Origin of the sequence: Neorhizobium phenanthreniclasticum (assembly GCF_040066075.1) — a bacterium.
GTDB lineage: Bacteria > Pseudomonadota > Alphaproteobacteria > Rhizobiales > Rhizobiaceae > Neorhizobium > Neorhizobium petrolearium.
On the sequence record NZ_JBEAAL010000003.1, the window covers coordinates 157,511 to 180,873 of the forward strand.

Annotated in this window: 24 protein-coding genes; 14 read left to right on the top strand and 10 right to left on the bottom strand. The window is 60.4% G+C overall.

Translation table 11 applies throughout. The features are described from left to right. Window positions 1-135 precede the first annotated feature (135 nt). From ABK249_RS06885 to ABK249_RS06895, 3 genes are all read left to right on the top strand, one after another. Window positions 136-873: a sulfite exporter TauE/SafE family protein gene (locus ABK249_RS06885; protein ID WP_200884000.1), complete on the top strand. Its 738-nt coding sequence runs from the start codon at window positions 136-138 to the stop codon at window positions 871-873. Window positions 874-1,084: 211 nt separating this feature from the next. Then, window positions 1,085-1,834, top strand: coding sequence for a DUF1223 domain-containing protein (locus tag ABK249_RS06890; RefSeq protein WP_037156694.1), 750 nt, complete (start codon window positions 1,085-1,087; stop codon window positions 1,832-1,834). A 297-nt stretch (window positions 1,835-2,131) separates the two neighbouring features. Continuing rightward, window positions 2,132-2,521 carry a DUF2794 domain-containing protein gene (locus ABK249_RS06895; RefSeq protein WP_348862502.1) on the top strand — a complete coding sequence of 130 codons (390 nt, stop codon included), beginning with the start codon at window positions 2,132-2,134 and terminating at the stop codon, window positions 2,519-2,521. Between the two features lies 1 nt (window position 2,522). Here the strand turns inward: ABK249_RS06895 and ABK249_RS06900 are convergent, their stop codons facing one another. The 4 genes from ABK249_RS06900 to ABK249_RS06915 form a co-directional block, all read right to left on the bottom strand. Beyond that, window positions 2,523-3,080: a GNAT family N-acetyltransferase gene (locus ABK249_RS06900; RefSeq protein WP_227704377.1), complete on the bottom strand. Its 558-nt coding sequence runs from the start codon at window positions 3,078-3,080 to the stop codon at window positions 2,523-2,525. 107 nt (window positions 3,081-3,187) lie between these two features. Next, window positions 3,188-3,925, bottom strand: a complete 738-nt coding sequence (locus ABK249_RS06905; protein WP_037156701.1) for a Bax inhibitor-1/YccA family protein — start codon at window positions 3,923-3,925, stop codon at window positions 3,188-3,190. Window positions 3,926-4,158: 233 nt separating this feature from the next. Then, window positions 4,159-6,702: an ABC transporter permease gene (locus ABK249_RS06910; RefSeq protein WP_227704376.1), complete on the bottom strand. Its 2,544-nt coding sequence runs from the start codon at window positions 6,700-6,702 to the stop codon at window positions 4,159-4,161. Further along, the gene (locus ABK249_RS06915; RefSeq protein WP_037156705.1) at window positions 6,699-7,409 is read right to left on the bottom strand and encodes an ABC transporter ATP-binding protein; all 711 of its coding nucleotides are present in this window, start codon (window positions 7,407-7,409) and stop codon (window positions 6,699-6,701) included. Before ABK249_RS06915 ends, ABK249_RS06910 begins: the two co-directional genes overlap by 4 nt. 77 nt (window positions 7,410-7,486) lie before the next feature. Here ABK249_RS06915 and ABK249_RS06920 point away from each other — a divergent pair, with 77 nt between their 5' ends. The 3 genes from ABK249_RS06920 (at window position 7,487) to ABK249_RS06930 (ending at window position 9,402) form a co-directional block, all read left to right on the top strand. After that, window positions 7,487-8,152: an arylesterase gene (locus ABK249_RS06920; protein WP_348862504.1), complete on the top strand. Its 666-nt coding sequence runs from the start codon at window positions 7,487-7,489 to the stop codon at window positions 8,150-8,152. Between the two features lie 66 nt (window positions 8,153-8,218). Next, window positions 8,219-8,809, top strand: coding sequence for an RNA 2',3'-cyclic phosphodiesterase (gene thpR / locus ABK249_RS06925; RefSeq protein WP_037156708.1), 591 nt, complete (start codon window positions 8,219-8,221; stop codon window positions 8,807-8,809). A gap of 185 nt (window positions 8,810-8,994) precedes the next feature. Further along, window positions 8,995-9,402, top strand: coding sequence for a YkvA family protein (locus tag ABK249_RS06930; protein WP_037156710.1), 408 nt, complete (start codon window positions 8,995-8,997; stop codon window positions 9,400-9,402). Between the two features lie 11 nt (window positions 9,403-9,413). Here the strand turns inward: ABK249_RS06930 and ABK249_RS06935 are convergent, their stop codons facing one another. After that, on the bottom strand, window positions 9,414-9,971 hold the full coding sequence (locus tag ABK249_RS06935; protein WP_037156713.1) for a sigma-70 family RNA polymerase sigma factor: 558 nt from the start codon (window positions 9,969-9,971) through the stop codon (window positions 9,414-9,416). Window positions 9,972-10,308: 337 nt separating this feature from the next. On the opposite strand from ABK249_RS06935, the gene ABK249_RS06940 reads away from it, so the two are divergent. The 5 genes from ABK249_RS06940 (at window position 10,309) to ABK249_RS06960 (ending at window position 15,109) form a co-directional block, all read left to right on the top strand. Then, window positions 10,309-10,812 carry an invasion associated locus B family protein gene (locus tag ABK249_RS06940; protein ID WP_227704375.1) on the top strand — a complete coding sequence of 168 codons (504 nt, stop codon included), beginning with the start codon at window positions 10,309-10,311 and terminating at the stop codon, window positions 10,810-10,812. 217 nt (window positions 10,813-11,029) lie between these two features. Beyond that, entirely contained in the window at window positions 11,030-12,268 is a 1,239-nt protein-coding gene (rlmN, locus tag ABK249_RS06945) for a dual-specificity RNA methyltransferase RlmN (protein ID WP_463139868.1), read from the top strand. 87 nt (window positions 12,269-12,355) lie between these two features. Then, window positions 12,356-13,309: an ABC transporter substrate-binding protein gene (locus ABK249_RS06950; RefSeq protein WP_227704374.1), complete on the top strand. Its 954-nt coding sequence runs from the start codon at window positions 12,356-12,358 to the stop codon at window positions 13,307-13,309. Between the two features lie 127 nt (window positions 13,310-13,436). Beyond that, complete coding sequence (locus ABK249_RS06955; RefSeq protein WP_037157277.1) at window positions 13,437-14,318, top strand: ABC transporter permease; 882 nt, start codon at window positions 13,437-13,439, stop codon at window positions 14,316-14,318. Then, window positions 14,315-15,109: an ABC transporter ATP-binding protein gene (locus ABK249_RS06960; RefSeq protein ID WP_037156721.1), complete on the top strand. Its 795-nt coding sequence runs from the start codon at window positions 14,315-14,317 to the stop codon at window positions 15,107-15,109. Before ABK249_RS06955 ends, ABK249_RS06960 begins: the two co-directional genes overlap by 4 nt. Before the next feature lie 5 nt (window positions 15,110-15,114). Here ABK249_RS06960 and ABK249_RS06965 read toward each other — a convergent pair whose 3' ends face one another. Continuing rightward, on the bottom strand, window positions 15,115-15,756 hold the full coding sequence (locus ABK249_RS06965) for a LysE family translocator (protein ID WP_037156723.1): 642 nt from the start codon (window positions 15,754-15,756) through the stop codon (window positions 15,115-15,117). A gap of 69 nt (window positions 15,757-15,825) precedes the next feature. After that, entirely contained in the window at window positions 15,826-16,683 is an 858-nt protein-coding gene (locus tag ABK249_RS06970; RefSeq protein ID WP_037156725.1) for an SDR family NAD(P)-dependent oxidoreductase, read from the bottom strand. A gap of 194 nt (window positions 16,684-16,877) precedes the next feature. Here ABK249_RS06970 and ABK249_RS06975 point away from each other — a divergent pair, with 194 nt between their 5' ends. After that, window positions 16,878-18,101 (top strand): argininosuccinate synthase, encoded by a 1,224-nt coding sequence (locus ABK249_RS06975; protein WP_227704373.1) that lies wholly within the window; start codon window positions 16,878-16,880, stop codon window positions 18,099-18,101. Between the two features lie 52 nt (window positions 18,102-18,153). On the opposite strand, the gene ABK249_RS06980 is transcribed toward ABK249_RS06975, so the two are convergent. Further along, complete coding sequence (locus ABK249_RS06980; RefSeq protein WP_037157279.1) at window positions 18,154-19,329, bottom strand: multidrug effflux MFS transporter; 1,176 nt, start codon at window positions 19,327-19,329, stop codon at window positions 18,154-18,156. Between the two features lie 22 nt (window positions 19,330-19,351). Further along, entirely contained in the window at window positions 19,352-19,816 is a 465-nt protein-coding gene (locus tag ABK249_RS06985; RefSeq protein ID WP_037156729.1) for a MarR family winged helix-turn-helix transcriptional regulator, read from the bottom strand. Window positions 19,817-19,964: 148 nt separating this feature from the next. On the opposite strand from ABK249_RS06985, the gene ABK249_RS06990 reads away from it, so the two are divergent. Then, on the top strand, window positions 19,965-20,606 hold the full coding sequence (locus ABK249_RS06990; RefSeq protein ID WP_227704372.1) for a LysE family translocator: 642 nt from the start codon (window positions 19,965-19,967) through the stop codon (window positions 20,604-20,606). A 14-nt stretch (window positions 20,607-20,620) separates the two neighbouring features. Here the strand turns inward: ABK249_RS06990 and ABK249_RS06995 are convergent, their stop codons facing one another. Next, window positions 20,621-21,043, bottom strand: coding sequence for a hypothetical protein (locus ABK249_RS06995; protein WP_227704371.1), 423 nt, complete (start codon window positions 21,041-21,043; stop codon window positions 20,621-20,623). Between the two features lie 188 nt (window positions 21,044-21,231). On the opposite strand from ABK249_RS06995, the gene ABK249_RS07000 reads away from it, so the two are divergent. Further along, window positions 21,232-23,322 carry a M3 family metallopeptidase gene (locus tag ABK249_RS07000; protein ID WP_227704370.1) on the top strand — a complete coding sequence of 697 codons (2,091 nt, stop codon included), beginning with the start codon at window positions 21,232-21,234 and terminating at the stop codon, window positions 23,320-23,322. Window positions 23,323-23,363: the final 41 nt, after the last annotated feature.

Consider the following 23,363-nt stretch of genomic DNA (forward strand, 5'->3'; position numbering starts at 1 on the left):
TTGGTGGGAGAGGTTACAAAATCAAGAGCTTAGCGTAGCTAAGTCTTAGATTTTGTTGATGAGGGGGTAAGCCCTACCTCCAATACATGTGTCGCCTCTCATCCAGGTGAGACTCGCTAACTTAAGGTTCCGCCCTTGACCGTCGTCATCCTCATTGGAATGGCCGTCATCGTTTTCCTGACATCGCTGCTTTCGGGGATTTTCGGAATGGCGGGCGGGCTGATCCTGCTTTGGGTGCTGCTCTTCCTGTTTCCCGTCGGGACCGCAATCGCCATCCATGGCGTCATCCAGATGGTGTCCAACGGCTCGCGCGCCTGGTTCTCCCGCGCCTATATCGACTACAGGATCCTCGGTATCCTCGGCCTGGGCCTCGTCATATCGAGTATCATCCTTTTGATCGTCGACTATCAGCCGGATATCATCGTCGTATCGATCGCGATCGGCCTGATGCCGATCCTCGTCTGGCTGCCGGTCTCGAAGCTGCAACTCGATGCGTCCAAGCCTCACCACGCCCTCATCTGCGGGTTGATCGCCGGAGCATTGACCGTGGGCGTTGGCGTTTCCGGTCCGACGATCGACATCTTCTTCATCCGAACGATGATGGACCGGCGCAAGGTAATCGCCACCAAAGCCGCGGTGCAGGTCGCCTCGCATGCAACAAAGGTGGCGTTCTACTGGAACGCGGCAACCGCACTGCCGCCGACCGACTGGATCTCGATCCTGATCGCCGCGCCAATCGCCATCCTCGGCACGCGCGCTGGCAACGACATCCTGCAGAGAATGACGGATCAGAATTTCCGCGCCTGGACGCGCTGGATCGTCACCGGCATCGGAGCCGTCTATTTCACCCAAGGGCTGCTGAAACTGATCTGACTTTGCCGGGACCTGTGGAGGAAGGTGTGGCATGCCCACAATCGCCGCTGACAAAGCCGATCAATTATCCGGTCCTCACCCCTTCGTGACTTTCTCTTGAGGGGGCGGGACGGTTACCTTCCGCCATCCGATCCTCCAGGCCATTCGATTGTTCTTGATCACCAGGGGCAATCGTGGATAACAGTTGCCCTGATAAAAAGGTCTGCCACCCATGCTGTTCCGTCTCCGCTCCATTATCGTGCTTGCGGGCCTGCTTTATGCGGGCGTCGCTCCGGCGGGGGAGGTAAGGGCGCCGAAGGGCGTGGTCGAACTTTTCACGTCTCAAGGTTGTTCCTCGTGCCCTCCGGCGGACGCCACTTTAGGTGAGCTGGTGGCGCAGGGCGATATCATCGCGCTCTCCTATCACGTGGACTATTGGAACTATCTCGGCTGGACCGACACGCTGAGCTCGAAGGAAAACACCGAGCGGCAATACGGCTATGCCAAGACATTCGGCCGCAGCGGCGTTTATACGCCGCAGGCGGTCATCAACGGTCGGGATCACGTCAAGGGCAAGGATCTCTCCATCATAAACGGCAAGGTGAAGGAACTCCGCGAGACGGACAAAGGGCTCATCGTACCGGTCACGGCTGCCATGCGCGGCGACGAGATCGAGATCGAGATCGGCGGAGGCAAGGGGCAGGCCGATGTCGTCGTCGCCTATTTCACAAAACGTCAGCAGGTGGAAATCACAAAGGGCGAGAACAGCGGCAAGACCATGGACTACTGGCACAGCGTCTATGACGTGCAGTCGGTCGGGACGTGGAACGGCCAGAGCATGAAACTCACGCTGCCGGGCAAGCTGATGGGCAAGTCCAAGAAAGACGGCTGCGCAATCCTGTTACAGACGTCCGGTCCGGGTGGTGAGCCGGCGGCAATCCTCGGCGCAACGATCCTGATGGCCGGCCGCAAGAAATACTGACCGCGAAGCGGTTCGTCGGCTCACTGTGCTTTTCGGAATAAGGTGTCGGCGGCCCGGTCCAGGAACATTGGGGGGCTGGGGGTAAGGGTCAATGCACCAGACCGGGCCATATGGCGCTGAAATCGCGCCAACCAACGCGGAGCAATCTCGCTTCGAAATCGGGCACTGTTTTGTTCGAAATGGGGCAAGAATAAAAACGTATGAACGCGCATGAGGCTGGCTTCGGCCCGGGGTTGATTTTTTAAGGCTCTCGGGCACACTGTCACATCTCCGACATCTAGTGATTTGGGAGCCTTGATGACCGATCAGCCGGAATTGCCCGGGGGAGAAAGATCCCAGGATGCAGCCGTCGTCGTCAATCTCAGCGAATACCGGCAGAGCCGCGATCCAGCTCCGGTGACGTTTCACCGGCGCGAGCTTGACGCGATCTTAAAAATCTACGGCCGCATGGTCGGAGAAGGGGAGTGGAAGGATTACGCGATCGACCACCTCAAGGATCGGGCGGTCTTTTCCATCTTTAAACGGTCGGGCGAGACGCCGCTCTTCCGGATCGAGAAGAATCCCAAACTGGCCAACAAGCAGGGCGCCTACTGTGTGCTCAATACGCACGGTATGACCCTGAAGCGCGGCCACGAACTGCCGCAGGTCCTCAGGGTCTTCGACAAGATGCTGAAGCTCATCGACTGATCTATTCGGTGAAGAGCGTCCCGGGATAAACAGCCGGGTCGGGGCTGGTCGTGGTACCTTCGCCCAGTGCAATCTGCATCATTACCGTGTCCAACCATCTGCCGTGCTTGAAGCCGGTGCCCTTGAGCGTGCCGGTCAGTTCGAAGCCGAGGCTTTGATGCAGTGCTACGGAAGCCGGGCTCGCGCCACCGATGACGGCCACCATCTGCCGGAAGCCGAGAGCGGTGCAACGGGCGAGCAGTTCTCGCAGAAGCGCCTTTCCCACGCCCCGGCCACGGGCTGCCGGAGCGAGGTAGATCGAATCCTCCACCAGCCAGCGATAGGCGGGGCGGGTCCGGAAGGCCGAAGCGTAGGCATAGCCGAGAAGCGTGCCTTCCTCATCTTCGGCGGCGATATAGGGATAGGCCCTGGCCCTGATCGCCTCGTAACGGCTCGTCATCTCGGCCTGGTCGGGCGGGATGATCTCGTAACTCGCGATGCCGTTCAGCACGCTGTCGCGATAGATTTCGGTGATGGCGGGAAGATCGGCTTCTGTAGCGTCGCGGAGGCGGAAGGTCATTGGCGGGCGGGTTTGTGGAAGGTGACGATCGAACCTATGCCGAGGCGCGCGAGCGGGCAATAAAAAAGCGGCCCGCAGGCCGCTTTTTCAGTTCTTGTTCCACGCCGTTATTCTTCGCGATTGCCGAGGAACTGCAGCATGAACATGAAGAGGTTGATAAAGTCGAGGTAGAGCGTCAGGGCGCCCATGATCGCCTTGCGGCCCATGACTGCGACCTCGTCACCATCATAATACATTTCCTTGATCTTCTGCGTATCGTAGGCGGTAAGACCTGCGAAGATCAGGACGCCGATCACCGAGATGGCAAAGCCCATCGCAGAGGACTGCAGGAAGATGTTCACGATCGAGGCGATGATCAGACCGAAGAGGCCCATGATCAGGAACGAGCCGAAGCCGGACAAACTCTTCTTGGTCGTGTAGCCGTAGAGCGACAGGGCGCCGAACGAGGCCGCGGTGACGAAGAAGGTCTGGACGATGCTCTGGCCGGTGAAGACTAGGAAGATCGAGGACAGCGACAGGCCCATCAGCGCGGCATAGATCCAGAAGGTCATCTGCGCAGCCGGGACGCTCATCTTATGGACGCGGAAGCTCAGGAAGAAGACCATCGCCAGCGGAGCCAGCATGACCACCCACTTGAGCGGAGAAGCATAGAGAAGCTGGGCGAAGGCCGGATTGGAAACCGCCAGAGCGTAGGTGCCATAGGCAGCTACACCGGTGATCGCCAGACCGAGAGCCATCAGGTTATAAACCCTGAGCATGTAGGCGCGAAGGCCTTCGTCGATCATGGCACCGGATTGGGCGCGGGTCTGCGCCATTCGGTTCTGGTAGTTGTTGAAGTCAGCCATTGTTTCCTCTTTAAGCTCCGGAATTATTCACGGTGTCGGGCCCCCTTTTTCAACAGACCCAGGCGCCGCTGCGGAGCTCCAGCAAGCCTGCTGTCAATATGATGTGAGATCGATTTACATACAAGAGGCGTGAGAAGCGAAAACGCAAACCAAAGCGGCGATTTAGCAACCTATGGGACGCTTTGACAGTAATTTGATCCGAGAGTTAACGGAAAATGCTACCGATGCTTGAATCAGAGCTCCCGAAGGACCGGCGCGGCCTTTTGGCCGAGGATGCGCCAGGTGCCTGCAAGCCCGATTCCGACCGTCAGGACCAGTGAGACAACGAGCGTGACGACTGCGACATCGGGCAGGAAGGCCGACGGTATCTTCATGATGCGGCTCACGACGAACCAGGCAGAGATGCCGCCGGCGAAAAGGGCGAAGACGGCGGTCGCGGCGCCCAGGATCATGTATTCGTAGCTGAAGGCGCGCATCAGCATGTTACGGGTGCCGCCGAGGGTCTTGAGGATGACGGCATCATGGGTGCGGGCCCGGTTGCCCGCGGCGAGGGCGCCGGACAGAACCAGGACCGAGGCGATGAGCGCGACAGCCGCTGCGGCGCGGATCGCCGTCGCCAGCTGACCGACGAGCCGGTCGACAATGTCGATCGCGTCCTTCACCCTGACGCTGGTGATGGTCGGATAGGCATTGGTCACGGCCCGGAGGATAGAGGCCTCCTGCTGAGCCGTGGCGGAGGGATCGGTCAGCGTGGCGAGCCAGGCATGCGGAGCGCCACGGAAGGTATTGGGCGAGAAGACCATCACGAAGTTGATGGAGAGCGATTCCCATTCCACCTGGCGTAAATTGGCGATGCGAGCCGTGATGTTGCGGCCGAGTACATTGACAGTGACGGTGTCGCCGAGCTTCAGGCCGAGTTCGCCGGCTTCTTCCGCCGAGAAGGAGACGAGCGGCTCGCCGGAGTAATCGGCCGGCCACCACTCGCCTGCCGTCAACGTCGAATTATCGGGCAGCTTTTCCTCGTAGGTGATGCCGCGGTCACCGCGCAGCACCCAGCGCCCGGCGGGCGGCACATTCATCTGCGTCACGTCCTGACCGTTGAAGGCAAGAATGCGGCCGCGCAGCATCGGCACCTGGGTCACTTCTCCTTCAGGCATCTGCTGTTTCAGGATATTCAGGAAACCATCCCGTTCGGCCCCCTGAATATCGACGAAGAAGAAGTTCGGCGCCTGCCGGGCGATCTGGCCTGTGAGCTGCCGGCGCATGTTGCCGTCGATCAGCGCCAGCGTCACGAGGAGGGCAAGACCGAGACCCAGCGACAGGACGACGGAGGGCGTGAGAGCGCCGGGCCGATGGATATTGCCGATCGCAAGCCTCAGGGCCGGCGAGTTCACGCGCGGGCTTCTTCTCGCGAGGGTGGCAATGAGGACGGCGACGAGACGAAGCAGAATGAAAGCGCCTGCCACCGCGGCCAGGAAGACCGAGGCGATGAACCTATCCTCGGCCGAGGCGATCGAAAGCGCGGCGAGGGCAGCCAGCGCCAGACCCGCGGCGATAATATAGGGCCAGGAGGGCAGGCGTGTGTTGTCGAATGTCTGTTCGCGGAAGAGCGCTGTTGCGGGCACTTCACGCGCATGACCAAGCGGCAGTATCGCGAAGGCGAAGGTGATCAGAAGGCCGAAGAGAGCGGCGAGCGCCAGCGCCGACGGATAGAAGGTCGTCTCCTTCGGTACGGGCAGAACGCCTTCCAGGAATTGCAGCGCAACAAAAGGCGCAACTGCACCGATGACAAGCCCGATGACGATGCCGATCCCGGCAAGAGCCAGGATCTGGATGAGATAGATCAGCGTGACAACCGGAGCCGGTGCGCCCAGGCACTTGAACGTCGCGATCGTCGTGCGCTTCGCATCGAGGAAGGCCCGCACGGCATTGGCCACACCCACGCCTCCGACGATCAGGGCGGTCAGGCCGACGAGCGTCAGGAATTGCGAGAAACGGTCGACATTCTCGGTCAGCGACGGCGCCGCACGATCGCTTACACGTATCGACCAGCCAGCGCTTGGGAACTCCTGGTTGGCACGAGCCTGAAGCGTCGAACGCGTGGATGGATCGTCGAGCCGCACCTTATAGGCATGTTCGACAAGGCTGCCGGTGGTGATCAGGCCAGACGCAACGAGCGCATCGCGGCTGACGAGCAGGCGCGGCGCAAAACCGAAGCCGTCGGAAAGAGCATCGGGCTCAGCGGTGATGGTGCCGCGCAAGGTCAGCCTGGTATTGCCGAGCAGGATCTGGTCGCCGTCCTTGATGCCGAGGCGCTCCAAAAGCAAAGGAGCGGCCAGCGCGCCGAACGCGTCACCGTTCTTTGCAAGGAGATCGACAAGCGGCGCCGACGGTTCGGAACCGAAGGTGCCGTATAGCGGATAGGCGTTGTCGACAGCTTTCACCTCCACCAGAGCCTGATCCGAACCGTCCGGCTTGCGTGCCATGGAGCGCAGGCTGGTGGAAACGGAGACCTGGCCGAGGCTATCGAGGAAGGCGCGCTCCTCGCCCGTCGCTTCCCGATTGTTGAGTTCGAAGCGGACGTCTCCTGCCAAAATCTCCTGGCCCTGGCTTGCGATGGCGTCCGTAATGGCGCGCGAGACGGAATTCACCGCGGCAATCGCGCCAGTGCCAAGCGCGATGCAGGCGAGGAAGATATAGAAACCCGCCAGGCCGCCGCGCATTTCCCTGAGCGCCAGGCGGAAGGAAATGGCAATGCGGGGGAGTGTGCGTCTCATGCGGAAACCGCCTGCACCGGAACCTGAGGCACCGTATCTGCGACGATCTCGCCGGAACGGACACGGATCTGCCGCGAGCAGCGGGCCGCAAGCGCATTGTCGTGGGTGACGAGCAGCATGGTCATGCCGCGTTCGGCCTGCTTTGCAAAGAGGAGATCGGCGATCTGCCGCCCGGTCTCGGTGTCGAGATTTCCGGTCGGTTCGTCGGCGATCAATACGGCAGGCGAAGGCGCCAGCGCCCTGGCGATCGCCACGCGCTGCTGTTCGCCGCCCGAAAGCTGGCCCGGATAGTGGGTCAGCCGCTCGCCGAGGCCTACGGCGGTCAGCTCCCTTTTGGCGGTATCGAATGGGTTCTTCACATTGGCGAGTTCGAGCGGCACGGCGACATTTTCCAACGCCGTCATGTTGGCGATCAGATGAAAGGACTGGAAGACGATGCCGATATTGCGGCCACGAAAGTCGGCCAGAGCATCCTCGGACAGCCTGTGGAGAGCAACGTCGTCGATGAATATTTCACCACTGTCCAGGCGCTCCAGGCCGGCCAGAACCATCAGAAGCGTCGACTTGCCGGAGCCTGAAGGGCCGACAATTCCCACCGCTTCGCCGGCACGGATTTCAAGGTCGATCTTCTTCAATACATGCACGGAGGCTGCCGCACTACCCAATGTCAGGTCAGCCTTCTTCAGCGTGATGATTGTTTTAGTCAAAGCGAACCGTCCTATATTAGCCGTGAAGCTGAACCCGAATGCCGCGTTGCGGTAGCGTCCAATCTAGGAGACGGATCGTGAGTTTTAAAGCAAGCCTCCTTCACTTCATCGTCATGTTCACGCTCTGCTTTGCCGTAATTCCGGCGGCCGCACAGGATACTGGAGGTCGGAGCGAGCCGATCCAGCTTGTCGGCTTCGGGGACAGTCTGATGGCCGGATATCAGCTTGCTCCTCCCGAATCCTACACGGCGCAGCTCGAGGCAGCGCTGAAAGCGAAAGGCCATGATGTCGCCGTCACCAATGCCGGCGTTTCCGGCGATACGACGTCCGGCGGACTTTCCCGTATCGACTGGTCGGTGCCGGACGGGACGGATGGCGTGATCCTGGAGCTCGGCGCCAATGACGCCTTGCGCGGGATTTCCCCGGAGCAGTCGGAGAAGAATCTCGATGCGATCCTCGCGCGCCTCAAGGAGCGGAACATTCCGGTTTTCCTGGTCGGCATCCTCGCTCCACCGAACATGGGTGGTGATTATGCGGAACGCTTCAATCCGATCTACAAGCGGCTTGCCGACAAATATGAAACTCCGCTTTATCCCTTTTTCCTCGATGGTGTGACCACGGTGGAGGGCATGCAGCTTGACGATGGCATGCATCCGAACGCCAAAGGGGTTTCGGTGATGGTCGAGAAGACGATCCAACCGGTCGAAAGCTTCCTGGGGGAGATCAAGGCTAAACGAAAATAATATCTTGCACGGAACCCTGTTGCGTGATTCGCTGTTAGCATCTGCAAGAGATTCGAGGAGGTCCCCATGCCGAGACTTTTCACCGCCCTCGAAATTCCGCGCAATGTGGCCATGAGCCTCTCACTTCTGCGCGGGGGGCTTCCCGGGGCCCGATGGATCGATGTCGAGAATTACCACATCACGCTACGCTTTATCGGCGATGTCGATGGACGCACGGCCGACGAGATTGTTGACCGGCTGGATCGGATCGACAGGCCGGAATTCCAGGCGACGCTGACGGGGATCGGTTCCTTCGGTTCCAAGAAGCCGCATTCGATCTGGGCCGGCGTTGCTCCTTCGCCGGAAATGTATGCGCTCCAGGCGGAAATAGAGCGGATCTGCCAGCGGATCGGCCTGCCTCCCGATCCGCGCAAGTTCATGCCGCATGTGACGCTGGCGCGGCTCAAGAATTGCCGTCTGGACGATGTGGTGCATTACCTCTCCGGCCGCGGTAATTTTTATACGGCGCCCTTCACCGTGGGGCGTTTTGTGCTGCTCTCATCGAAAGAATCAGTCGGTGGCGGCCCCTACCTCACGGAAGAGGTTTTCCCGCTGCGGGAGGTTGGCTACAGTCACGCCTATAGTGCCGATCTGGAGCCGGTGAAAGGCCTCCTTTAATTTGAACCGGAATGGCTCAACAGCCACTCGAAGGTGGACGCGCTCCTGACCGCACACGCGGCGGGAAGCCTGCCCGATCGCGATCGCAAACTTGCCTGCGCGATGGACAATGCATCCTTCCGTCGCAATTGAACTTCACCGTCCAGCTCCCATATTGAGGCATGCGTTGAGCGAACGGAGCAGGTATGGACGACGTGAAGATCGGCGAGATCCTCTTGCCGGGCGACGAGGATACGCAGAACCGCCAGGAGCGGCAGGTGCGCGCCAAATTCTGGCCAACCCTCAAGCGGGCTGTCCGGCAAATACCGCTCAGCCGCGACCTGATTGCCGCGTACTATTGCGCGATCGATCCCCGGACACCGGTACGCGTGCGTGGCGTGCTGCTCGCCGCACTCGCCTATTTCGTTCTGCCGGTCGATTTTCTGCCCGACTTTTTCGCCGTGGTAGGATTCACCGACGACCTCGCGGTGCTGGCCGCAGCCTTCCGGATGATTCAGGGGCACATCGCCGACCGGCACTATGAGGCCGCCGATCTGGCCCTCACGGATGATCCGGATGTAACTGCCGGACCTGCGGCGGATGGTCGCAGGTAGCCTTGTATTTTCTATGACGGCTCTTCCAGCGCCCTTCGAAGGCGTTCGAAGGCGAGCCTGATTCGCGATTTCACGGTGCCGAGCGGCAGGCCGGTGGAAGATGCGATTTCCGAATGGGACTGGCCGAGGAAGAAGGCCGCTCGCACAAGTTCCATCTGCTCGTCGGGAATTTTGGAGAGTGCTGCGCGCACGCGCGCATCCCGCTCCTCCCTTTCAAAAAGGGTATCAACACCCGGCGCCTCGGTGACGAGAAACAAGGGTTCATAGGCGTCCATCCGCTGATGTCTGGCGCGGCGTTCCGTATCGATGCGGCGATTGCGTGCGATACGGAAAAGCCACGTAGACAAGGAGGATTGGGCCGGATCGTAGAGGTGGGCACGGTGCCAGAGGATGGTCATCACTTCCTGCACCAGTTCTTCCGCTTCATCCGGCTTCATCGCGCGTTTGACGAGCCAGGACTTCAGACGCGGCGCAAAGTAATCAAACAGCGCCGCGAAAGCCATCTGATCGCGCTCACAGGCCACTGCCTTTGCCAAGCTGACGAAGTGGTCTTTCTTGTCCAGGTCCATTTATTCTGCGCAAACTTTCTGATGAGATTCGCGTCATATTCGACCATTCTAATGTCATTGGAACAATTAGGAAAAGGACAAACTCTTGCCCCAATCCTTGTGTCACTGGCATCGACGAAACGCACGAAATTCCCCGCCGGGTAAGGGGTCGGGGGCCATTGCGAGGAGAGAGAAACCGCGCATGGGTAAAGGGGCGGATTGGGACATTCATCGAATTCCGACGGCGCGATTGACGGTTTGGTAACCAGAAACAAGTCAAAATGGGCCGAATCAGGATCATGCCTGGCAAGGCTTGCCCGCTCGGGCCGTTGTAAGAAGACAAAACCGGCAGGAGACCATGTCTGTAAGAATAATTGTAACCGCATTGGCACTGACGCTGGCTAGCGCCGGCATCGCTTCAGCCCAGACGCCCACCCGCATACAGCAGTTCAAGGCATGGGGTGCCTATTCCTACAAGTCGGGCAGCAGCACCGTCTGCTACGTGCTTTCGGTTCCGACCACCAAGGAACCGGCTGCGGTCGATCATGGCGATATCTTCTTCATCGTGTCGCAGCGCCCTGGCCAGAACATTTCCTACGAGCCGCAGGCGATGATGGGGTATCCGCTGCAGGCGAATTCGAAGGTCAACGTGACGATCGACGGCAAGAATTTCGTGATGTTTACCAAGGACAAGGCTGCCTGGGTCGAGAATGCGGCGGAAGAGCCGGCGCTGGTTGCGGCGATGAAGACAGGTCACAACATGAGCGTGAGTGCGGTCTCCGGCCGCGGCACCAAGACCTCCTATGCCTATTCGCTGTCGGGCATTTCCGCCGCGCTGAAGCAGATCGAATCCTGCAAGTAAGTCCGCTTCCGTGCTATTCCATGAAGGCCGGTCATCGACCGGCCTTTCGTATTTCTCAAGAATAGTGACGCGGCGGCAATTTGATGATAAAGCCCCGCCTCAAAATGGTGCGGCGCTTGAATTGCCTTCCGGACCAATCCAGATTTCACAGACAGACATGCCTTTCCTCTTCCTGCAGGAGCGCGGGACGGGGTGATGTATTCGATGGGATAACAAGATGTCGGTTTCCGAGGCCGTGATGGCCCCCCTCAAGACGCCGCTCGTGCCGCGTCCGGACCTGATGAGCGGCAAGCCCTCGCTGATCGGGCTGACGCGCGAGGCGATGGCGGACGCGTTGAAGGAAAAGGGCGTGCCGGAAAAGCAGGTGCGCATGCGGGTCAGCCAGCTCTGGCACTGGCTTTATATCCGCGGCGTATCTGACTTCGATGCGATGACCAATGTCGCGAAAGACATGCGCGAAATGCTGAAGGCACATTTCACCATCGCGCGTCCGGAAATCGTCGAGGAACAGGTCTCCAACGACGGCACCCGCAAATGGCTCCTACGTTTTCCGCCACGGGGGGCAGGCCGCCCGGTGGAGGTCGAGACCGTCTACATCCCGGAAGAAGGCCGGGGCACGCTCTGCATATCGAGCCAGGTCGGCTGTTCGCTGACCTGTTCCTTCTGCCATACCGGCACGCAGCGTCTGGTGCGCAACCTGACGGCGGAGGAAATCCTTGCCCAGCTTCTGCTCGCGCGCGACCGGCTCGGCGATTTCCCGGGTACGGATACGCCGCCTGGCGCATTCGTGCCGACCGGCGAGCGCAAGATCACCAATATCGTCATGATGGGCATGGGCGAGCCGCTCTACAATTTCGAGAACGTCAAGACGGCGCTGCTGATCGCGACGGATGGCGACGGGCTGTCGCTGTCGAAGCGGCGCGTCACGCTCTCGACCTCCGGCGTCGTGCCGGAAATCTACCGGACCGGCGAGGAGATCGGCGTGATGCTGGCGATCTCGCTGCACGCCGTGCGCGACGAACTGCGCGACATGCTGGTGCCGATCAACAAGAAGTATCCGCTGAAAGAGCTCATCGAAGCCTGCCGCAGGTATCCGAGCCTGTCGAACGCCCGCCGCATCACTTTCGAATACGTGATGCTGAAGGATGTCAACGACAGCCTGGAGGACGCCAAGCTGCTGGTGCAACTGCTCAAGGGCATTCCGGCCAAGATCAACCTCATTCCGTTCAATCCCTGGCCGGGCACGAACTATCAGTGTTCCGACTGGGCGCAGATCGAGAAATTCGCCGACTTCATCAACCAGGCGGGGTACGCCTCGCCGATCCGCACGCCGCGTGGCCGGGATATCCTCGCCGCCTGCGGCCAGTTGAAGTCGGAATCGGAACGCATGCGCAAGACCGAGAGGCTTGCCTTCGAGGCGATGATGATCGCCGGCCATGGCGAGGATGAAGAATAAGCCGGATTGACGGTTACTTGGGCCCCGTCGATTGATTTTGGCGCTTCCTTTTCCTAAAAGCGCTGAAATCTAAACGGAGGACATCCCATGCGTTCGGTTCTGCTTGCCTTTGCCGCCACTCTGGCGGTCTCTCTGCCGGTTCGGGCGGAAAATGTTACGGTTGCGGTGACGGCGATCGTGGAACATCCAGCACTTGACGCGACGCGCGATGGCGTGCGGGATGCACTGGCCGCAGCCGGCTACAAGGACGGCGAAAACCTCAAGTTCATGTATGAATCGGCGCAGGGCAATCCGGCTACGGCTGCGCAGATCGCCCGCCAGTTCGTCGGCGAAGATCCGAACGTGATCGTTCCGATCTCCACCCCCTCTGCGCAGGCGGTTGTATCCGCCACCCGCGATATCCCCGTGGTCTTCACGGCTGTTTCCGATCCGCTGGCTGCGCAGCTCGTGAAGGACATGGAAAAGCCGAGCGGCAATGTGACCGGCCTTTCGGACATGTCTCCCGTAGGAGAGCATGTCGCCCTGATCAAGGAGATCCTGCCCGAAGCGAAGACCATCGGCTATCTCTACAATTCCGGCGAGGCCAATTCGGTGGCACTTCTCGCCGTGATGAAGGTGGAAGCCGAAAAGGCGGGTCTGAAGATTGTCGAATCCGCGGCCACCAAGTCGGCCGAGGTGCAGGGTGCTGCCCGCGCTCTGGTCGGCCGCGCCGATGCGATCTACATTCCGACCGACAACACGATCATCTCCGCGCTGGAAGGCGCAGTCGCCGTTGCCCAGGAAAGCAAGCTGCCGCTTTTCACGGCGGATACGGATTCCGTCTCGCGCGGCTCGCTGGCGGCGCTCGGCTTCAACTACTACGATGTCGGCAAGCAGACCGGCGAACTGGTCGTGCGCGTCCTCAAGGGCGAAAACCCGGGCGATATCCCGGTTAAGGTCGCCAGCGGCAGTGATCTGGTCGTCAACAAAAGCGCCGCGGCAAAGATGGGCGTCACGTTGCCGGAAAGCGTTCTTAACCGGGCGAGCCGTGTGATCGAGTAAGTTCGCGCCGGAGATAGTCAGGCAGGACCGCTCCCATCCCGGTGGGAGCGGTTCGTGCAATTTTAAACGAAATTGCTGCCGCTCCGGCATGTCGGGGCGCAGAGACGCGAAACAAAGGGCTGGCAACGTGAGTCAGATCGCTTTCTGGGGAGCCGTGGAGCTGGGGCTGGTCTATGCCTTTGTCGCTATCGGCGTTTTCCTCGCCTTCCGGGTCCTGGATTTCCCCGATCTGACCGTCGACGGGTCCTTTCCCCTCGGCGCGGCCGTAACGGCGGTTTTGATCATTGCCGGCGTCAACCCCTGGCTTGCCGCGGCTGTGGCAATGGTCGCGGGGGCCATCGCCGGGATGGTCACGGCGCTTCTCAACGTCCGTTTCCGCATCCTCAACCTGCTGGCCTCGATCCTGACGATGATCGCGCTTTTTTCCGTGAACCTGCGCGTCATGGGAAAGCCGAATGTCGCGCTGATCAACGCGGATACGATGCTCAGCCCGTTTTTTGGACTGGGGCTCAGGGACTTCTATGTGCGGCCGCTTTTCGTCGGCGTGCTCGTCCTCTTCGCGGTCATTCTCGTCTGGCGTTTCCTTGAAAGCGATATGGGCCTTTCGATGCGGGCGACGGGCGCCAATTCCCGCATGGCCCGCGCTCAGGGTATCGATACGAGCCGGCAAATCTATCTTGGCATGGCGCTTTCGAATGCGCTCGTCGCACTGGGAGGCGCGCTTTTCGCTCAGACGAACGGCTTTGCGGACGTGACCTCCGGCGTGGGCACGATCGTTGTCGGTCTCGCCGCCGTCATCATCGGAGAGACGCTGCTCGGCACCCGCGGCATCCTCGTCGCGTTGATCGGATGCGTGCTCGGCTCGATCCTCTATCGCATTGCCATCCAGCTCGCGCTTTCGACCGATATGCTCGGACTGCAGGCGTCAGACCTCAATTTCGTGACGGCGGTGCTTGTCACCGTGGCGCTTGTTCTGCCGCGCCTTCGCCGTGGAGGGACTGCCTCGTGATTTCGCTCAGGGATATCAAGGTTGTTTTCGGGCGTGGCACGCCGCTGCAGAAGCAGGCGCTGAACGGTGTCAACCTTACGATCGAGGAAGGCTCCTTCGTAACGGTGATCGGCTCCAATGGTGCCGGGAAATCGACGATGCTCGGGGTTCTCGCGGGCGATGTCATCGCCACCGAAGGTCAGGTGATGATCGGCAGCAGCGACGTCACGCGGAAGGGAACCGCTGCGAGGGCCGGTCTGGTCGCACGCGTCTTCCAGGACCCTCTGGCGGGTAGCTGCGGATCGCTCTCGATCGAGGAGAATCTTGCCCTTGCCGCCCGACGCGGCGAGAGGCGCGGTCTGGCCGCCGCACTCGGTCCACGCCGCCGCGAACTTTTCCGGGAACGGGTCGCCGACCTCGGCCTCGGCCTCGAAAATCGCATGAGCGACCGGATGGACCTGCTCTCCGGCGGCCAACGCCAGGCGGTCTCGCTGGTCATGGCGACACTTGCCGGCTCGGAGGTACTGCTCCTCGATGAGCATACCGCAGCACTCGATCCCGGCATGGCGGAATTCATCATGAACCTCACCCAGAAGATCGTCTCCGAACGCAGGCTGACGACGCTGATGGTGACCCATTCCATGCGCCAGGCGCTGGATTTCGGCCATCGCACGGTCATGTTGCATGGTGGCGAGATCGTCCTCGATGTAGCGGGAGACAGCCGCAAGAACCTTCAGGTGGAGGATCTGATCGCAATGTTCCGCAAGATGCGCGGGCAAACCCTGGATGATGACGCGCTGCTGATCGGCTGATCGGCTCAGCGCGCCTGGGTAAAGAAGATCTTTGCCGCGAAGATCGAGAAAACGCCGGCGAAGGTGTAATCGATGCCGCGCAAAACCTTCGGATTGGCCTGCAGCCAGCCGGCCAGCCCGTCGGCCGCGAGCACGACGATCAGGTTCACCGGCATGCCGATCACGATGAAATAGAAGCCGAGGAAGATCAGCTTCTCGGTGACCGCCGGATCGCCGGCGGTGACGAATTGCGGCAGGAAGGTCATGAAGAAGATGATGACCTTCGGGTTGAGGATATTGACCCAGAAGCCGGTCGAAATGTTGGCAAGCGCGCTGCTCTTCGTTCGTTCCATCTTTTCTACCGAAAAGCTGGAACCGAAGCGGATTGCCTGGATGGCCAGCCAGAGAAGATAGGCCGCACCGCCGGTCTTCAGGATGAAGAAGGCGGTTGGTGATGCGGTGATCAGAGCCGAGATGCCGAAGGCGACGAGCAGCGTATGGCAGACGACGCCAAGACTTGTGCCGAGCACGACGAAAAGCGCCGGGCGGCGCCCCTGCGCAAGTGCACGGCTGATCGACAATGTCATGTCCGGTCCCGGCGTCAGCGCCAGAAGCAGGCCGGCGGCCGTGAAGGCGAGAAGGGTGGCAAGGCTTGGCAGGAAATCCATAGGCGTTCTCGAATAGCCGGTAATGAGATGCACCATTACCCGGCTTTCGAGGCCATGTGAATTCGTCCGTCAGCGTTTGGAAATGAATTCCTTCGATATTTCGGCGAAATCCGGATGCCAGCGCGACAGCGGCGGGCGGTTCTCGATGATGTCGCCGGTTGCCCAGAGCATACGGCGCTCGTCGGTTGCGCGGTCGACATCGTTGTCGGGGCAGAGGATATAGAAGTCGCCGCGTTCAAGGCTCGTCAACATGAATTCGACCGTCTGCTCCGGCGTCCACGCGCCGGCCGGTTTTTCCGCGCGGTCTCCCTTGGTGAGGCCGGTGAAGACGAAGCCGGGGATCAAGAGATGCGCCGAGACCCGGCAGTTCGGCGTGTTGCGCAGCTCATGCTGCAGGGCTTCCGTGAAGGCTTTGACGCCCGCCTTCGCGACGTTGTAGGCCGGATTGCCCGGTGGCGTGGTAATGCCCTGTTTCGAGCCCGTATTGATGATCAGCGCCGGTTCGCCATGCGCGATCATGGCCGGCCCGAATGTCTGCGTTCCGTGGATCACACCAAGCAGGTTGACGGCAAACGTGCTGTCCCAGCTTGACTGCGGTCCGAATATCGAGCTCCCCGGGCTGATGCCGGCATTGTTCATCAGCACATGTACGCGGCCGAAGCGCTGAAGCACTGCGCGTTCGAGAGCGGCAATCTCATCCGGCCTGGAGACATCGGTGCCGATCGCGACGACATCCGTTTCACCATCTTCGTGAAGGGCTGCGACTTCGCGGCACGCATCCGAAAGCCGGTCGCCTTCGAGATCGGCGAGCACGACGGACAATCCCATGCGGGCGAATTCTCGTGCTGCAGCAAGACCGATGCCGGACGCGGCACCGGTGATGACGGCGACATTTTCCTTCTTCAGAGCGGGATGAGTAACGGCCATGAAAGTCTCCTCTATGACGCTGCTGTTCAAAGGTAGGCGCGGATATGGAGCCTATAGCAGAACGCGTCAACATGACATGACGGTTACGCTTCCCCCGGTTTTTCTTGCGCGTCCCAATAAACTCGCTAAAAGTGCCGCAATTCCCCGATCCGACGGTTTTAAACCGCCGCCACCCGCAGACGGACTAAATCGACATGGCACTCCCGAAAGACGTAAAGAAGGTCGTCCTCGCCTATTCCGGCGGTCTCGACACCTCGATCATCCTGAAATGGCTGCAGACCGAACTCGGCGCCGAAGTGGTGACCTTCACCGCCGACCTCGGCCAGGGCGAAGAACTGGAGCCGGCGCGCAAGAAGGCCGAGATGCTCGGCATCAAGGAAATCTTCATCGAGGACGTGCGCGAGGAATTTGTGCGCGATTTCGTCTTCCCGATGTTCCGCGCCAATGCCGTCTATGAAGGCGTCTATCTGCTCGGCACGTCGATTGCCCGCCCCTTGATCTCCAAGCATCTGATCGAGATCGCCAGGAAGACCGGTGCCGATGCGATCGCACACGGCGCGACCGGCAAGGGCAACGACCAGGTCCGCTTCGAGCTTTCGGCCTATGCGCTGAACCCGGACATCAAGATCATCGCTCCATGGCGCGACTGGGCCTTCAAGAGCCGCACTCAGCTACTTGAATTTGCCGAACAGCACCAGATTCCGGTTGCCAAGGACAAGAAGGGGGAAGCCCCCTTCTCCGTCGACGCCAATCTTCTGCATTCGTCCTCTGAAGGCAAGGTGCTGGAGGACCCGGCACAGGAAGCGCCGGAATACGTGCATATGCGCACCATTTCGCCGGAAACGGCTCCAGACAAGGCGACCGTCATCAAGGTTGGTTTCAGAAAAGGCGACGCCGTCTCCGTCAATGGTGTGGCGATGTCGCCCGCCACGCTGCTCGCAACGCTCAATGACTATGGCCGCGATAACGGCATCGGTCGGCTCGATCTCGTCGAGAACCGGTTTGTCGGGATGAAGTCGCGCGGCGTCTACGAGACCCCCGGCGGCACTATCCTGCTTGCCGCTCATCGCGCGATCGAGAGCATCACGCTCGACCGTGGTGCAGCCCATCTCAAGGACGAGCTGATGCCGCGCTATGCAGAGCTCATCTACTACGGCTTCTGGTTCTCGCCGGAGCGCGAAATGCTGCAGGCCGCTATCGACAGGAGCCAGGAGCATGTGGAAGGCGAAGTGACGTTGAAGCTCTACAAGGGCAATGTCATGGTCATCGGCCGCGAGAGCGAAAAATCGCTTTACTCAGACAAGCTGGTCACCTTCGAGGACGACCAGGGCGCTTACGACCAGAAGGATGCAGCGGGCTTCATCAAGCTCAATGCGCTGCGCCTCAGAACGCTCGCCAAGCGCAATCTCGCGAAATAGCCGTAGAATTCGGATTGTTGATGCCCGCTTCCTCAAAAGGAGGCGGGCTTTTTCATGCCTTGCTGCTGGCGCTGCGGAAGCCGATGTAACCGAATACCGCCATGATATGCATGGCTGGAATGATGATGCCGAAGGCGGGCAGCGGCGAGCCGATCGAGGCGGCGGCGACCCCGCCGACAAAGCCCGCTCCCATCTGGATGAAGCCCATCATCGCCGAGGCGGAGCCGGCAATGTGCGGAAAGGGAATGAGGCCCGCCGCGGTGATATAGGGTACGATAAACGCGATGCCGAATGCGCAGAGCGCCACCGGGATCATGATGGATGCAAACGAAGGTGGCAGAAAGTGAACGGAAAGCGCCATGGCAATGGCGCCGGAGCCGCTGAACAAAAGGCCCACAGCCGGAGCGCGCTCAGCCGGCAGCCATCTTGAGACAATCCGCAGGCATATGGACCCTGTCAGGTAAAAGCCGGACTGCATCAGCATGCTCATGCCGAACTCAGTCGGCGTGAGCCCTACCTTCTCGATCATGATGAACGGCAGGACGGCTGCCTGAGCATACATGGAGCCGACGGCGCCTGCGAGAACGAGCGCGGTAAACAGGAAGCGGGGAAGCCTGATGATTTCCGCATAGGCCTCGATAAGGCGAAGCGGTTTCAACCGGCTGCGATCCGGCACCGTCGTTTCCCTAAGACAGACGGTGGAGAGGAAGACCAGGAGTGCGCCGAAACCGACCATCAGCAGAAACACGGACCGCCAGCCGAAGGCGGCCAGTGCGAGACCGCCGATCGTCGGTCCGAGGGACGGACCTACCGCCAGGATGATGCCCATCGTATTGATGATCCGCGCCGCGTCACCGCCATTGAACTGGTCGCGAACGATGGCGCGCGACACGGTGATGCCGACGGAGGCGCCGATCCCCTGGACAAGCCGGCCGGTGAGAACCCATTCGACCGACGGGGCGAAGGCGGCGAGCAAAGAGCCCATAAGGTAGATGATAAGGAAGCTCAGCGAGGCAGTTTTGCGGCCGAAGGCGTCCGAAACCGGTCCCGCGACCAGTTGAGCCAATGCAAATCCAGCAAAATAGAGAGACAGCGACATCTTGATCGCCGCTTCCGTCGTGGCGAAGGCGCGCACCAGTTCCGGCATGGCCGGCGTGTAGATCGCCATGGAGATCGGCCCGATCGCCGTCAGCAGGGCGCCAATGATCGTGGTGCGGCGCTCGCTCATCGGCGCGGGGATGGGCGGCATATTATCGGTTTTCATCGGATGCTGTCTGGGACCCATGGGAAGGATTGGCGGCCTGAAGATTAGCGTTGAAGACGGCGAGCGTCTCGCGCAGGATACGATTGCTTTCCTCGCTCAGACCTTCGGTCGCTTGTGCCAGAATGATGTCCAGCTCCTTGCGGATCGCTTTGATCATCTCCTCGGAAGCCGGTTTCAGCGTTATGCGTTTGGCGCGCCGGTCCACGGAACATTGCTGCCTCTCTATCAGCCCCAGTGACTGCAGCTTGTCGAGATAGGCGCAGAGCGTCATCGGCTCGACGCCCATGCGGGCCGCGATATCGAGCTGCCGACTGCCGCCGGCCGCGGCGATATTCATCAGTGCGCGCGCCTCACCCGGCGTCAGGCCAAGACCCGCCTGCGCAATGCGGCGCTCGAAGGCGGCGCGCAGAAGGCGTGCACTGTCGACGATCAGAAAACCCAATGTGTCCATTTTCCAGCCCCTCCATTCTTCGGAGGATTTCGTAAGGTTCCCTTACTATCTTTCGCGTGCAAGGCAAACGGAAAACCCAGGTTCGATCTGCATTGACACGGACAAAACCGGCGGCAAAACTGTCGCAGTCTTCCGTCGGAGCCCATCCATGTCCTCTTCCTTGCTTGCAGGCACCTTTCTTGCGGCGCTCGCCTATACGCTCATTCCCGGCCCCGCGTTTCTCGCGCTCCTTGGTATCGGGGCGGGGCAGGGGCGTCAGGCGGGCGCTTTTTTCATGGGTGGGCATCTGGCTGGAGACATTCTCTGGTCGGCGCTGGCGCTGGTGGCGATCATCGGTGCGAAGACGATCGGCACGACCTTTTTCGACGTGCTCGGCGTCATCTGCGGGCTTTATCTCGGCTGGATCGGCTGGAGCGCGCTCAATGCGAAGCCGAAGGATGGAGGCGGTGCGCTGATGGCGGTCGAAAGACCGTTGCGGCGCGGCCTGATCTTCGGGCTCACCAACCCAAAAGGTTATCCGGTGGCGCTTGCGACTTTCACGGCATTGCTTGCCGGTTCATCGGACGCGCTGGAATTTTCCGGCCTGCCCATGCTGCTTGCCGTTTCCCTGCTCGGCTTTCTCACGGCCGACATCGTGCTCATCGGGATTATCGGCGCAGGTGTCGTGCGGCGCTTCTACCGTCGGCATGAGACGGTGATCGTCAGGCTTTCCGGACTGCTGTTCATCGGCTTTGCAGTGCAGGCGCTCTGGCATTCGGCGCCCAGTCTTTTCGGATACCGCCGCGCCTGAGCGCGACTGGCCTGTCATACATCCAGGAAGGCCATCACCGAGCGCAGCACGTCGGCGCGGCGCGTATCACCGAGCGACATGGCGATTTCGAGCTGGTTGCGGTAATAATCGTGAAAATCGAAACCGGTCTCGTCGGTCACCTGCGACAGGTCGATCAACTGCCCCTGAGCATCGATGGCGTGGGTTGGGAGTTCTTCGGAGAGCGTGGCATAAGTCTCCTGGTCAATCTTGCCGGCCTGATAGTTCTGCCAGGCCAGTTCACGAAGATCCCGCGGCGTGATCGCCGAAAAATCCACCGGCGAATCGACCGTCTCGGGCACCTGAAAGGCAATCTGGCCGTGCCGGCTTTCCTGCTGCGAAGACTTTTCGATCTTGCCGTTGCGGGAATTGTCCCGTTGCAGAAAATGGGTGGACCAGCGCAAGGAACTGATTTCCATGGCCATATCCTTGATCATCGGATACCGCCCAAAAAGGTACCTGCGAATACTGCACTGCGTCAAATAGTTAATAACCGTTAATTATCAGGTATGATTTTTTGTCCGAGACTGAAAAGGAGGGCACGGATACCTATTCTCGCCGCCTTCTCCTATATGAATGATGACGCATCGTTTTTGAGGGATATTTCATGTCTTCCGATCTTCCGCTGAACCCCGCCCTTGTGGAATGGAATGGTCATCACGGACTGCCGCGTTTCGACGAAGTGAAGGACGCGGATTTCTCGCCGGGTTTCAATGCGGCGCTTGCCAGCCACGAAGCGGAGATCGATGCGATCGCCAATAACCCGGCGGAGGCGACATTTGCGAATACGGTCGTGGCACTGGAGATTGCCGGTGACGAGCTTTCGCGCATCTCGGCGCTGTTCTGGGGCAAGGCCGGGGCGCATACGAACGAGACCATCCAGGCGCTGGAACGCGAGATTGCGCCGAAATTGTCCCGCCACTATTCGAAGATCGGAATGAATGCCGCGCTCTTCGCGCGCATCGACAGGCTTTGGGAAACCCGCAAGGAACTCGGCTTGACTGTCGAGCAGGAACGGGTGCTCGAACGGCACTGGAAGGGCTTCGTCCGTGCCGGGGCGAAGCTGCCGAAGATCGAGCAGGAGCGGCTTGCGGATATCAATGAGAAGCTTGCCGGCCTCGGCGCCCGTTTCGGGCAGAATGTGCTGGGCGACGAAAAGAGCTGGTCGCTGAAGCTTTCCGACGAGGCCGAACTCGACGGCCTGCCGGGATTCCTGCGTGATGCCATGGCGGCCGCAGCTCGCGAGCGGGGCGAGCAGGACGGATATGTCGTGACGTTGTCGCGGTCGATCATCGAGCCCTTCCTGACCTTTTCCACCCGCCGCGACCTGCGGGAGCAGGCTTTCAAAGCCTGGGTTGCAAGAGGAGAAAATCCCGGAGAGACCAACAATCTCGGCATCGTGCGCGAGACGCTGGCGTTGAGAGCCGAAAAGGCGAAGCTGCTCGGATATGAGAATTTCGCGGCCTTCAAGCTCGACAACACGATGGCGAAGACACCGGAGGCGGTGAATACGCTTCTGAGCCAGGTCTGGGAGAAGGCACGCGCCAAGGCGCTGGAGGAAGAGGCAAGCCTCGGCGGCCTGATCGCCGAGGAGGGCAAGAACCATGAGGTCATGCCATGGGATTGGCGCCACTATGCGGAAAAACTCCGCCAGCGGATGTTCGATTTCTCCGAGTCGGAGCTGAAGCCCTATCTGCAGCTCGAAAAGGTGATCGAGGCCTGTTTCGACGTCGCGGAGCGGCTTTTCGGCATCAAGGCGGTCGAGGTGAAGGGTGTTGCCACCTATCACCCTGACGTGCGGGTGTTCGAAGTCTACGACAAGGATGGTTCGCTGAAGGCTCTGTTCCTTGGCGATTATTTCGCCCGTTCCTCCAAGCGTTCCGGCGCCTGGATGAGCTCGTTCCAGTCGCAGCACAAGCTGATGCTGAAGAACGGCAGGAAGGGTGAGCTGCCGATCATCTACAATGTCTGCAACTTCGCCAAGCCCGCCGAAGGCAAGCCGGCCCTGTTGTCGCTTGATGACGCCAAGACGCTGTTCCACGAATTTGGCCACGCGCTGCACGGCATGCTGTCGGACGTCACCTATCCGTCGGTTTCCGGCACCGGTGTCGCCCGCGATTTCGTCGAACTACCTTCACAGCTTTATGAGCATTGGCTGACCGTGCCGGAAATCCTCGAAAAATACGCTGTGCATTACGAGACCGGCGCGCCGATGCCGAAGGCCTTGCTGGACAAGGTGCTGGCGGCCCGCACCTTCAATGCCGGATTCGCGACCGTGGAATTCACCTCGTCCGCGCTGGTCGACATGGCTTTCCATGCGGACGGGCCGGTCGGTGATCCGATGGCGGTGCAGAAGCAAGTCCTTGATGGGATCGGCATGCCGTCCTCGATCGTCATGCGTCATGCGACGCCGCATTTCCAGCACGTGTTTTCCGGCGATGGCTATTCCGCCGGCTATTATTCCTACATGTGGTCGGAAGTGCTGGATGCCGACGCCTTCTCGGCTTTCGAGGAAACCGGCAACGCGTTCGATCCGGTGATGGCCCGCAAGCTCAAGAACAATATTTATTCCGTCGGCGGGTCGATCGATCCGGAGGAGACCTACAAGGCTTTTCGCGGCAAGCTGCCCGACCCGCAGGCCATGCTCAAGAAGAAGGGGTTGGCCATGGTCGAGGAACTTACCGGCAGCGACGCCTAGCTGAGGCTTTTCCCGGATCATTGCTCTAGCGCCGGGTGTGA